Genomic DNA, 12,575 nt, shown 5'->3' on the forward strand with positions numbered 1-12,575 from the left:
GCGATGTCGAATACCGTGCCCTGACTTGCAACCGGTGACCCGTCGGCGTCCTGCGGGCCGTCCCGGGTCAGAGCCCTTCGGCCCGCACCGCCCGCTCGTAGGCGTCGTTGTAGGCGCGCAGTTCGTGCAGCAACACCTCGGGACGGCCGGGCGCGAGGTCATCGAACACCCGGCGCAGGCGGTCGGCGCGCAGGTTGCCGTCGTGCACGAACGCCGCCCGACCCGCCTCAGTGGGTCGCAGCATCTTGCTCGCACTGCCCTCGACGGCGAAGCGCTCCACGTAGCCGTGTTTGATCGCGGCGTTGACCTGGCGATTGACCGTGGACTGTTCGAGTTCGAGCTCGACGGACAATTCGCGCAGGGTGCGCGGGCCCTCCCAGAGCCGCAACAGGATGGTGAAGGCGGATGCCTCCAGGACGGCACCGGCGAAGGTGTTGATCTTGCGCCGATTCAATCGGAGCAGTTCATCGACGATGTCGTGGATCTGTTGGGACGGCCACGGCATGAAGGAACCATCGGCTTCGTCCTGTTCGCGACTGTCCAACATCATCTCCCGATCACACCCACTTCCGACGCGGCAGTCCGCCTTCCGGCGGATCGCCACACATATATCGGGCATTCCGCCCCGTCACACGTATTCAATCTAGAGGGCGATTCCCATATGTAGGTTACATATGTACTATGCATAGCCGAAGGAGGTGTCATGTCCAAGCACACCAAGGGCGTCCAGGACCCGGCCGGTACGGATACGACCCCGGCCGCCGTCGAGGCACAGGCAAGGGGTGCCAACCCGGTACTGATCATCGCGACCCTCTGCTTCGGCGGTCTGGTCGCCTCCCTGATGCAGACCCTCGTCGTCCCGTTGCAACCCGAGCTTCCGGGCCTGCTCGACACCTCGCGCACCAACGCCTCGTGGGTCATCACCGCCACCCTGCTCGCCGCGGCGGTCGCGATGCCGATCGCCGGACGCCTGGCCGACATGTTCGGAAAAAAGCGGGTGCTGTTGGTCAGTGCCGCACTGCTGGTGCTCGGTTCGGTCATCTGCGCCGTCGGATCGAGCCTGGTCCCGATGGTCGTCGGGCGTGCCGTCCAGGGACTCGCGATGGGCTTCATCCCGGTGGCCATCAGCCTGATGCGTGAGGTCACCCCGCCCCGGCTGACCTCGATCGCCGTCGCCACCATGTCGGCGACGATGGGTGTCGGCGGCGCGATCGGCCTGCCGATGGCCGCCGCGATCTACGAATCGGGCAACTGGCACGTCCTGTTCTGGGTGTCCGCCGCCCTCGCGGCGATCACACTGGTGTTGACGTTCTTCGTCGTGCCGTCCGTCCACGACGCCGTCGGCGGCCGCCTCGACTGGGGTGGCGCGATCGGCCTGGCCACCGGCCTGGTCCTGCTGCTCACCGCGATCACCAAGGGCAACGACTGGGGCTGGTCGAGCGTGACGACACTGGGCATGCTGGCCGCGGGTCTGATCGTGTTCGCCGCGTGGGGCCGCTACGAACTCGGCCACCGCGATCCGCTCATCGACCTGCGCACCGGCGCCCGCCCCGCGGTGCTGTTCTGCAACATCGCCGGTGTGGCCATCGGTTTCGGCATGATGGCGCAGTCGATCGTGGTGCCGCTGCTGCTCGAATCCCCGAAGAGCACCGGCTACGGCCTCGGCCAGACCATCCTGCAGGCCGGTCTGTGGATGGCTCCCGGCGGTGTGATGATGCTGGTGTTCGCCCCCGTCTCGGCGACCCTGATCAACCGGATCGGCCCCAAGTACACGCTGATGCTGGGCGCCACCGTCCTCGGCTTCGGATACCTGTTCGCCGCGTTCATGATGGGTTCGGCATGGCAGCTGATGATCGCGTCGATGATCTGCGCCGCCGGCGTGGGTATCGGCTATGCGGCGATGCCCACCCTCATCCTGGGGAACGTCCCGATGTCGGAGGCCGGTGCGGCCGTCGGCTTCAACTCCCTGATGCGGTCGGTGGGCACCACCTCCGCGTCGGCGGTGATGGCGCTCGTGCTCACCTCCTCGACGATCGACGTCGACGGGATCAGTTTCCCCGCCGATTCGACCTTCACCTGGTGCTTCCTGATCGGCGCCATCGCCGCCTTCGTCGGCGTCGCCATCGCCATGCTGGTGCCGGGAGCCCAGCCCGACCGATTGCCGGTGGACGGCGTCCCCGAGCCCGGCGACATCCAGCCTGCCGATACCCCGCTCACCGACACCCAGCTCACCGACACCCGGCCGACGGCGGCGGGCACGTAGTCACCACCACCTCGACGACACGGCGGCCGGACCCGATCGGGTCCGGCCGCCGTCGTGGTTGTTCTCCCAGTTGTCCTCGTAGCTGTTGTTGTGGTGGCCGTCGGCGTCCGGCGGTCACTGCTCCCGTTCGCGCACACCGCCGCGGATCAGGTTGACGGTGAGGGCCGCGCACACCGCCGCACAGCCCACCGCGCTGATCGCCAGCGCCACCTCGATACCGCGCTCGGACGGCGGTCCGCCCGCACTGACCGCGTGCGCGGTGAGCACCGCCCCCGACAGCGCGCTGCCGATCGCACCGCCGAGCGTGCGCAGCACCTGATTGAAGCTCACCGCGCTGCCCAGTTCCTCGGTGACGACGCTGCGCGCGATGAGTCCGGGCATCGCGGCGTAAGTGGTGCCGATACCCACCCCGAACAGAAACTGGCTCGCCATGAGTTCCCACAGGTGGGTGTGTGCGAACAACATGACGAAGGCCGCCGCGGTCAGCACGCTCGCCCCGATGGGCAGGAACGTCGTCAGCGACGTCCGCGCCGCCAGCGCCCGCACCACCCGGTTAGCGGCGAAACTGCCCACCGACAGCGGCAGCATCACGAAACCCGCCCACAGCACCGGCACCGCGAGACCGAAACCGGTGCTCTCCGGCGACTGCGCGACGAGGCTGATGATCGAGAGTCCCATGTACATGGCGATCCCGAGCCCGATGGCGGCGCCGTTGGCCAGCAGCACGTCGGGGCGGCGGATCACCCGCAGGTTGACCATCGCGTGCGGGGTGCGCAGTGACACCGCCACCCAGATGGACAGCAGGACGAGCGCGGCTGCGATGGTCGTGAGTGCGCGCCCCGACATCCAGCCCCAGGCCGGTCCCTGGCTGATGCCGATGAGCAGGGCCGCCAGGCCGGTACCGAACAGCGCCGCGCCGCGCAGGTCGAACGGCCGGGTGGGCGCCTGCTCGTCCGGGCCGTCGGGAACCGTCCACCACACCACGGCGATCGCCGAGGCGATGAAGGCGACAGCGAACCCGAACGCCGTCCGGAAACCGAAGTCGGCGGCCAGCAGACCGGTGAGCGGGTAGCCGAGACCCAGGCCGGTCGCGACCGTCACCGACAGCGACGAGATGCCGCCGGCGAGCCGGTCGGGCGGCAGATAGCGCCGGGCGACCGCGATGGTCACCGGCACGATGCCGTAGGTCAGTCCCTGCAATGCCCGGCCCACGAGGAACACCGAGAAGTTGGGCGCCGACGCCGCGATCACCGATCCGGCCATGATGATCAGTAACGACACCATGAGCAGCCGCTTCTTGTGCGGTCCGTCGCTCAGCCTGCCCATCACCGGCGTGACGACGGCGCCGACCAGCAGATTGATGGTGAGGGTCCACTGCGCCGCGCTCACCGCGACGTCGAGTTCCCGGGAGATCGTCGGCACCAGCAGCATGCCGAGGGAGGCCACGATCGACGAGGTGAGAGCGGTGTAGATCAGTGCGATCGGCCGTACGGATTCCGTATTGCGATGCACTGTGACCATCGTTCAATACTGCCCGAGTTCAGGGCGCGCACAGCACACCGGGCCGCCCGCCCGGAGCCGGTCGCGGCGTTCTCCCAGGCAGCGGCGACACCGGTGCGGGTAGTCCGGTTGTACTCACCTAGAGTCGATCCAAAGCCCCTTTTCAGGAAGGACCCCCATGCCGATCGATGAGGCCGCCCCCGCCCCACAGTGGTTCACCGACGCGGTCGGCACCCCCGCTCAGGAACACTGCCTGGAGGTCGACGGCGCGCGGATCGTGTACCGCACGTGGGGCCCCGAGGGCGCGCCCGGTGTGCTGCTGGTGCACGGTGGTGCCGCGCATTCGGGCTGGTGGGATCACCTGGCACCGCAGCTGGCCGGTGATCGCCGGGTGGCGGCCCTCGACCTGTCCGGGCACGGGGACAGCGACTGGCGTGACTCGTACAGCTTCGACGGCTGGGCCGCCGAGGTGCACGCCGTCGCGCTGGCGGCCGGCGTGACTGATCAGCTGCTGGTGGTGGGCCACAGCCTCGGTGGCCTGATCACCGCCAAGGCGTCGACGCTGTTCCCCGATGTCATCGACAACATCCTCATCATCGATTCGGAGATCTTCCACCCCGACCAGATCCGGGCGGCGCAGACGGGCGGTCAGTCGGTGCCAGAGATCCGCAGCACCGGCCGCAGGTTCTACCCGAGCCGGGACGATCTGCTGGCCCGCTACCGGCTGGTCCCCGACCACCCGTGCTACACCTACGCCAAGGATTACGTGGCGGCCGGTTCGGTGGTCGAGGAGAGCGAGGGCTGGCGCTGGAAGTTCGACCGGACGTTCGGCATCGACCTCGATCACAGGGCACCGATGCCCGACCCCGACGCCACGGTCACCGTGATCCGCTCCGGCAAGGGCCGGATGACCGCGTTCATGGCCGGGGAGATCGTGTCCGGGCTACGGACGATCTCCCGGATCGTCACCTTCCCGGAGGCCGGCCATCACGTGATGCTCGACTATCCGCTCGAACTGCTCGCCGAGATCCGGCGCGCGATCGCACGCCCGAACCCCTGATTCGTCCTTACGGTATGTTTTACGGTATAGCCCGTCGCGGCTGTACCGGCCCACCACCATCGCAATCTGAGGAGAGAAATGACCGATTCATCGCAGCGTCTGGTCGTCGTCACGGGAGCCGCGGGCGCCCTCGGGCAGGCCGTGGTCTCCGAGTTCCTGGCCGCAGGCGCGGCCGTCGTCGCCGTCGACATCGCCGGTGAGCGCCTCGATGCCCTGGGGCAGACCGAGAACGTCCACGCGGTGGGCGCCCAGCTCTCCGATGCCGCCGCCACGACGGCCGCGTGGGAGGCGATCGACGCGATCGGCACCCCCGACACCCTGGTCACTCTCGCCGGCGGTTTCCAGCCGAGTTCACTGGCCGACCTCACCGAGGACATCTGGGACGCTATGATCGACTCCAATGTCGACTCGGTGGTGTGGTCGGCCCGTGAGGCCGCCAAGCGTTTCGAGGCCACCGGCGGCGGATCGATCGTCACCGTCGGCTCCAAGACCGCCGTCGCCGGTGCCGCGCCACTGGCCCACGCCACCAGCAAGGCCGCCGTCGTCCGGATCACCGAGTTGCTGGCTGAGGAGTTGCGCCCCAAGAAAATCCGGGTCAACACGGTGCTGCCGTCGGTGATCGACACCCCCGCCAACCGCACCTGGATGTCCGACGACCTGGCCGCCCGCGCGGTCAGCCCCGCCGCCATCGCCAAGGTGATCGCGTTCCTCAGCAGCGCCGACGCCGCCCCCATCAGCGGAGCCCGGGTGCCGGTCTACGGCGACGCCTGACCGCCTACTCGTCGCGCGACCCTTTTCGATTTCCCGGGCCGACACGACGAAGGGCGTGGCACCCCTCTTGATCCCCGAGGCCGAGCGAGGGTCACGAGGGGGCCGGCGACATGACATGACATGACGGCCAACCACCGAAACCGTTGGGCCCAGCGCGTCGCCACATCACGCCTCGTCCCGGATGTATGTCACGCCGAAGGCCCGGACCTGACGGAACTCCTGGCGGCTACTGCCGAAATCGAACCAGCCGCCGTCTTGCTTTTGGAATATGTCGAGGCCACGACCGAGGTTGATCCGCCACCCGTTGTCGGTGCGAATCCAACGATCGTGACCACCAGGGTCTTTCGCTACCTCGACGGTGATGCCCTGTTGGGCGGCACCCTGGATTATCTGGTTGAGCATCTGTAATTGCTTCTTCTGATACCCGGGGTCGGGGTCGAGGACGGTGAACAGTCTGACAGTGACCTCGTCAGCGGGGTCTTTGGCCGCAGCTATCAGCGCCAACAGTTCGACCAGATTCCGGCCCTGATGGTTCATCCGGATGTACGGGTCGTGCAACTCGATACGAGTGGCACCCCGCAAGTACGGCATGAGGAGAGCCTCGAAGGAGACGCCGCGCTGGTTCTCGGCAAAGTCTCTCTGCCCCTGGAACAGTTCTTCCTCAACGGGAGTCTGGGTGGCCGCCGGTTCCGGGACGGCCGCACCTGACGCCGGGCCAACCAGATCGACAGGATCCGCATCCTTGTCTGCCACACCAGGACGGCCACGGTGATAGTGCCCGGGATACTCGTCTTCTTCGAGAGTCGTGACAGCAGTCCACTTTCCCGCGACCGATTGGTATCCGAACTTCACCGCGGCCATGGTGTCGTCCATTCGGAGGATCTGATCTTTGACGCGCTTGCGGCCTTCGATTGCGAAACGCAGGACCTCCTCGATCTCCTCTGCGGTGGCCTGTTCGTGTGGGTAGAGCAGCTTCATCAGACCGGAGAAGGTCTTGTGGATACCGTCGCGGTCGCGCGTTGAGATGTCCGAGCCGAGCTCGAAGTGCTGCCGGTAGCGGTCGGAGTAGTCGAGATTCCGCATCGACTTGAGTACCTCTGCGATGTAATCGACCACGAAACCGTAACCACTGGAGAACATTTCACCGCGGATCGTGTCGACTTCCCAGCCGGGAATGTAGAAGTGCAGACGATCGAGGTAGGCCGAGTCGTGGTAACTTTCGGGGAGCTCGTCGAAGAGGTCGGAGTGTTTGAGCATGTATGGCACGGTGTGCGAGGTATTGCCGACAAACACCATCGACGCTTCCGCACCGAGTGTCTCCACTCCACGGGAGAACGACTTGTTGGCCATATAGTTTTTCATGATGTCGACCAACGCCTTGTCGGTGCGCTTCTTCTTGCCCGCGAACTCGTCGAAGGCGACCACATCCCAATAGCCGACGAGACCGATCTTGCCGTTGGCGTTGTTCACGAACAGTTTCGGCACGGTGATCTCACCGCCGGAGATCAGCATCCCGTGAGGCGAGAACTCCGAGTAGATATGCGATTTGCCGGTACCCTTCGGCCCCAATTCAACGAGGTTGTAGTTGCGTTCCACGAACGGGATCAGGCGGGTCAGTTGGAGCAGCTTCGCGCGTCGCCCGAACATCTCAGGGTTGAAGCCGATCGATTGGATGAGCAGGTCGATCCACTCATCAGTACTGAACTCGGCCCGAGCTTCAAGGTAGCCTGCGTAGTCGAAACTCGACATCTGGATCGGCTGCAACCGACCCAGAATCCATGGCACTACCTTGGCGTTGTCACTGTGGAAGTATTCGATGTCGCACAGGCACCACACCCCGCCCACCAGCAGCTTCTGGTTCGCGTTGACCGTATTCGGTTCCACGAGTACCCCACCGATGCCAAGGTTGGCGAACGATGCCTGATAGACGTCGTCCTTCTCGTTGAGTGTCACACTGACGCGGTCGATGATCCGGAAGCGGCCTTTCTCCCGGATCTTCGACTTCACCAGCTCCGACTCGTTGCGGTGCACATAGTGCTCGGCGAGTATCCGGCGCACCTTCTCGATGCCCTCCTGGATCGTTGCCTCGTCGTCGGTCGCGGCGAACTGACCGAGCAGGTATTCCAGTACATATGACGGCACGATCGCGTTGCCTTTGACGGCTTTGACAAGGTCCTTACGCACCACCGCGCCTGGGAAGTGCGCATTGATCTTGCGATCCAGTTGCGTCTGCTCGGTCACGACGTCGGTGGGGCCTTCGTCAGGAGCCTGTTCGATGAGGGCTGCTTCGGTCAGGTCGATGTGCTCACTCATCAGAAATCCCATCCGTCGTCGCCGGCGAATGCACGCTTGACCGTGTACGGTGCGCTCTTGTACTTCTTCCACTGGTCGGTGCCCTCGATCGGTTCCGACAGCCGGAATTCGACGCCGTGGCCATTGGCCTGGTCCGCATCTTTGCTGAGAAGCAATGTCACACTTTGGAATCGGTCACGTCCGGCGTCGCTGGTCGAGTCGAACGTCATCTCCTGCTCGTTGGAGATCAGCGCGTTGTCGAAGTAGAGCCCGGCACGCAGTCGCCGCGCGGGTTTGTGCGGCTCCACCTTGGCCGATTGGTACAGCTTGACCACGATCTGCCCGGTGGTGATCTTGTCTGATTCGGGGTGGATGTCGACGTTCACCGGCTCCACGGTGTCACTACGGCTCTTGTTGATCTGGATCACCGGCACCACGATCTCTTGCAGGGAAGCGCCGCCGTGCACGAATTGAAAGCCGGCACCGGGCTGCACAATCCGCTGGATCGAGCTTGGGATTTGTATTTCCAGGTCGCCGGACAGCCCCACCTGGCCGGGCTTGAAGGTCGTGAACGCCGGGTCATCCTTCAGTCCTCGCCCCAACACATAGCGTCGCGCCGATTTCACAATCTGCTCACCGTGCGGTTTCGCCGTAAGGGTGAAGTGCTCGGCCAGTTTGGAACGCTGGTACAGGAACCCGTGATCGGCGGTGACGATAATGTTGGTCGCGTTCGCGTTTGCGAGCATCTTGACGATGTCGATCAGCTCACGGACCGCGTCCGCGGCTGCCGTGAAGGTCTTGTGCTCGGAGACGGCTTTGTCGCCGGTCGCATCGATCGTGTCGTGGTAGACGTACAGCACTTGGTTTGACGAGTACAGATTGCGGCGCTCGGCCGACTTCATCTCGACGAAGTCTCGCGCCTGGATCGCCACACCGTCCACCGCACTCAGGATCTTACTGCGGTTGGCGGTGCCGTCTGATTTCTGTCCGTCGACCAGCACCGGATCACCGCCGTCGGAGTGTGCCAACGTGGTGTGCGGGAGCAGAGCCGCCATCCCGAGTTGCGTGTACGACGGCAGCACGCCGAGCATCGCTTCGATGGTTGCGGAAAACTTGTTCTCCCCACGGATTTTGGTGCTCAGTTCGTCGGCGACCTCGTAGCGCAACGCGTCCGAGACGATGACTACGGCCTTCTTTCGGCCTTTGAGGGTCGGGGCGACATAGTGGTCGTAGAACGCTGATTGTGAGGTCACCCCGATGGTGCGCCACCGCGCCACCGCATCGACCTGCTGCTGCCAGGCCACCCCTAGCGGGGCAAGAAAGTCTGTGACATAAGTATTCTCGACAATGTCTGCCAGTGCCTCAATGGGCTGTTTGAACTCGGCCGTCAGGTATGCCTGGGTGAACTGGCGGTAGCGTTGGTCGATGCGGAACCAGTCATCCCGATACCGCGCGAGACCGTCAGCGAAGTCGGCGATGTGGACAGTGGCGTTCCGGATTGCGGGCAGTAGTTCGGCGGCGGCGCTCAGTCCCTCGTAGAGCGTCGCGTAGTCGTCGAACCAGAAACTGTCACGACGCCGGGCGCTGATCGCGTCGGCGATGTCGCGTTGCGGCATGGTCTGGTTGCCGATCCCGTCGACCAGGCGCCGGATTACCTCCCGTTCGCTGGCTTCGAAGATGTCTTCGTTTTTCAGTGTTTCCCATGCGGCGTCACCGACACTATCGGCGTAGTCAAGGTTCCCTTCGACGGTGCGGGCCAACTCCTTCATCGCCGCGCTGCTGCGTTTGGAGTCGCGGAAGCCACGGAAGTCGAGCGCCAGGTTCCGGGCCTTATTCGATTCGGTGACCTCGAATCCATCGACGGCACGCTGGAACATCCACAGTACGAACCCCGCCATGGTCGGCGCCTGCGACGCGTATCCGTAGATGCTGGAAGCCCCGGCCCAGTAGAAGTCGACAAGGTCGTGTGAGGTGAGCGCATCAACTCCGGTGGTATCGCCGCGCGCGTGCTGGTCCAGCAGTGTGCGGGTGATCTCGGAAAAGCTGTGCTCTTTCTGGTTCAGCAGTACCGCACACATCTGCGCCCGTACCACCGTCAGATCGTCGCCGATCAGCGGCAGCGCCCTAAGATTGGTCACCAACTTCTCGTCGTTGAAGAACGCCGGGTACCGGACGATCAACTCCTCCGCACCCGGCGCGCTGAGACCCAGGTCGGCACGTATCAAGGCGGCGCGGTCGGCGGTGAACACCGGGCCGTAGGCCAGTTCAACGTCGAGTAGCCAGTTCCCGACCCCCTCAGGCACGGTGCCGGATCGGTAGACAAGGAACTTGACCGCAGGCTGGTCACGGAGCATCCGGTGCTTGATTGCGAACTCGTCGTCTGCCACGCGCAGCACTGTCACGTCGGTCGGTGCCAGTGCGTCAACTTCGGTCGCATAGCCACTGTCGGTGTCGTGCCAGACCACGATGCGCTGGGATTCGAACCGATCAGCGAGGTGGCCGGCGATGGTGGGGGTGGTACTCATTCATCATCCTCGTCGTCACCGGCGGGGCCGAGTGCGCGGCGCGCGATGCGCTCTTGCGCGGCGCGATAAATCTCCGTAATCCGCCGCTGCAGAATTTCTTTCGGCGGCAGTGTGGTCCAGTACTCGGCCACGACGATGCCATCTTTGTGCATCTCCATCATCTCGATCTGCTCCCGGGAAGTCTCGGTGCACAGAATCAGCCCCAGGGGCGCCTCTTCGTCCTTGCGTCGCTCGTAGCGGTCGAGCCACTTGAGATAGAATTTCATTTGCCCTTCGTACGCGGGTTTGAACTTGCCGATCTTGAGTTCCACCGCGATCAGGCGACGAAGCGGACGTGAGAAGAACAGCAGGTCAAGGAAGAAGTCGTCGTTGTCGACCGTCATCCGCTTCTGCCGCGCGACGAACGCCCAGCCGTTGCCCGCTTCGAGGAGGAAAGTCTCCATCTCACGAATGAGGGCCTCCTCAATGTCGCGCTCCGCATGGACGTCCCTCAACCCGAGGAAGTCGAGAAAATATGGGTCGCGGAAACTGTCGAGTGGCACGGTGGAGCCGCCCGGTGTCTGCGCGTTCGCGATCTCCCTGCGTTCGAAGCCTTGGCGCCCGATAAGCTCGCGCAGCGCCCGGACGCTGAGTCGGGCATCGAGCGCCTGCTGGATGTAGAAGTCCCGTGCCTCGTCGGAATGCACGGGAAGAAGCACCTTGAAGTGGCTCCAGCTCAATTGTTGCCCCAGCGTGGCCACAATCTGGCGGTCTGGGAAGGTCTGGACGAACCGGACCATCCTGTGGAGGCTCGACTTGTCGAACCCTCGCCCGTAGCGCTTGGTCAATTGTGGCGACAGTGTGGCCACAATCTCCTGGGCGTACTCGGCGCGCTGCTCCCCGAGGACCTTGGTGTTGATAAGGTGCCCGATCTGCCAGTTCATCATGGTCAGAGACACGTTTGCCTGCGCGGCGACAACCGCGCGGGTCTGGTCGATCAGCGCCGACACCTGATCGAACAGGTCACTCGGCTGGCCACGTCGCTCCAGCTCAGTCTTATCGCCGTCACCCATCGCTCGCCTCCAGCCCGGCGATCTTCTTTACCGCCGGGTAGAATTTCGGATAGTTGACTTTCACCCCGTCGTCGAGGTCGATCGAGACCTGCCGGGTGGCGAGTGGGTAGAGCACGTCATGCTCGTAGTCCCGCAGCTCGGCGAGCACCTTGCGCAGCCGATCGGCTTCCTTCTGGTCCTTGGCCGACGTCCCGCCGGCTGCTGCCGCCTCGGCCTGTTCGAATGCTCGTTGCAGTTTGTTCTCGTACTCACGCAGGTACTCATTGAGCACGGTCGACACCGTCGACGGCGTATAGCGGTGCAGGTAGATCAGTGCGTTGAACGAACCTTTGGGGCTGGCGAACATCCAGTAGATAGGCCGCTTCTTGTAGCGCTTCACGTGGTCGTCGTAGAACTTCGACCGGCCCGACCTGGTGATGAAATAGTCGCGCAGCGTCTTGACCCCCAGCGACTCCTCCACGAACCGCAGGTTCGCCTCGAAGTGTTCGGTGCCGAACGCGACCTTGAGGAACTGCCGGAACTGCTCGACCACGTCATCCTCGAACCAGCCGTCGTCGACGAATGGGATCACGTTGTCGGCGTCAGGCATGAAACGGAGGTCACCAGCAGAGCTTGCCGAAACCTTGGTGAGATAGTCCTGCAGCGTCGAACCCTGATCACCGAGGATCAGTCCGGGCGCGTCCAGGCTGTAGCGTCCGAACATACAGCCGACGGCATACGAGACGAGGTCCACGATGGCGGACTCGGTGAAGAGTGCGTCGCGTTCTTCTGGCGTCTTGTTCGGCCACCGGAATGCGGAGTTGTTGGTGAGGGACACCCGTTCGAGCGGGACGTCCGACGACACCTCGTCCTCAAGCCCGTAGAGTTTCGCGACTGCTTCGTTGTTCGCGATCTCCAACTGCTGCTGCGCCCGTGAGCGCGCCGCCCACTCGTCTCGATGCTGCGCCACAGTCTGTTCGAGCGTCTTCAACTCAAGTTCCTTACGGTCGGCCACGGAATCGGATCACGTCGCCACACCCGGGAGGGTAGCCATCGGGGTAGCCGAAGTGAGTTCGCCCAGATTACCGGGACATACCGACAGTCTTGGCGGACACCTCAAGTGCGACACCGCA

At 64.3% G+C, this 12,575-nt stretch carries 9 protein-coding genes; 3 read left to right on the forward strand and 6 right to left on the reverse strand.

Annotation, left to right across the window (positions count from 1 at the left end):
- Nucleotides 1-67 precede the first annotated feature (67 nt).
- Nucleotides 68-550, reverse strand: a complete 483-nt coding sequence (locus GII31_RS19070) for a MarR family winged helix-turn-helix transcriptional regulator (RefSeq protein WP_407649840.1) — start codon at nt 548-550, stop codon at nt 68-70.
- A 153-nt stretch (nt 551-703) separates the two neighbouring features.
- Here GII31_RS19070 and GII31_RS19075 point away from each other — a divergent pair, with 153 nt between their 5' ends.
- On the forward strand, nt 704-2,263 hold the full coding sequence (locus GII31_RS19075) for an MFS transporter (protein ID WP_213244936.1): 1,560 nt from the start codon (nt 704-706) through the stop codon (nt 2,261-2,263).
- 114 nt (nt 2,264-2,377) lie between these two features.
- Here the strand turns inward: GII31_RS19075 and GII31_RS19080 are convergent, their stop codons facing one another.
- Entirely contained in the window at nt 2,378-3,784 is a 1,407-nt protein-coding gene (locus GII31_RS19080; protein ID WP_213244937.1) for an MFS transporter, read from the reverse strand.
- A 157-nt stretch (nt 3,785-3,941) separates the two neighbouring features.
- Between GII31_RS19080 and GII31_RS19085 the strand changes: the two genes are divergently transcribed.
- Together GII31_RS19085 and GII31_RS19090 are read left to right on the forward strand one after the other, a co-directional pair.
- Nucleotides 3,942-4,823: an alpha/beta fold hydrolase gene (locus GII31_RS19085; protein ID WP_213244938.1), complete on the forward strand. Its 882-nt coding sequence runs from the start codon at nt 3,942-3,944 to the stop codon at nt 4,821-4,823.
- Between the two features lie 78 nt (nt 4,824-4,901).
- Nucleotides 4,902-5,594, forward strand: a complete 693-nt coding sequence (locus GII31_RS19090) for an SDR family NAD(P)-dependent oxidoreductase (protein WP_213244939.1) — start codon at nt 4,902-4,904, stop codon at nt 5,592-5,594.
- Between the two features lie 165 nt (nt 5,595-5,759).
- On the opposite strand, the gene brxL is transcribed toward GII31_RS19090, so the two are convergent.
- From brxL to GII31_RS19110, 4 genes are read right to left on the reverse strand one after another with little or no spacing between them, the layout of a single operon-like run.
- Nucleotides 5,760-7,907, reverse strand: coding sequence for a BREX system Lon protease-like protein BrxL (gene brxL, locus GII31_RS19095; protein ID WP_213244940.1), 2,148 nt, complete (start codon nt 7,905-7,907; stop codon nt 5,760-5,762).
- Entirely contained in the window at nt 7,907-10,411 is a 2,505-nt protein-coding gene (gene pglZ / locus GII31_RS19100; RefSeq protein WP_260840111.1) for a BREX-1 system phosphatase PglZ type A, read from the reverse strand. The genes brxL and pglZ overlap by 1 nt, the downstream gene beginning before the upstream one ends.
- On the reverse strand, nt 10,408-11,463 hold the full coding sequence (locus tag GII31_RS19105; protein ID WP_213244942.1) for a PDDEXK nuclease domain-containing protein: 1,056 nt from the start codon (nt 11,461-11,463) through the stop codon (nt 10,408-10,410). The genes pglZ and GII31_RS19105 overlap by 4 nt, the downstream gene beginning before the upstream one ends.
- Entirely contained in the window at nt 11,456-12,433 is a 978-nt protein-coding gene (locus GII31_RS19110; protein WP_213244943.1) for a BREX-1 system adenine-specific DNA-methyltransferase PglX, read from the reverse strand. Before GII31_RS19110 ends, GII31_RS19105 begins: the two co-directional genes overlap by 8 nt.
- Between the last annotated feature and the right edge of the window lie 142 nt (nt 12,434-12,575).

This window comes from Gordonia pseudamarae (assembly GCF_025273675.1).
Taxonomy (GTDB): Bacteria; Actinomycetota; Actinomycetes; order Mycobacteriales; family Mycobacteriaceae; genus Gordonia; species Gordonia pseudamarae.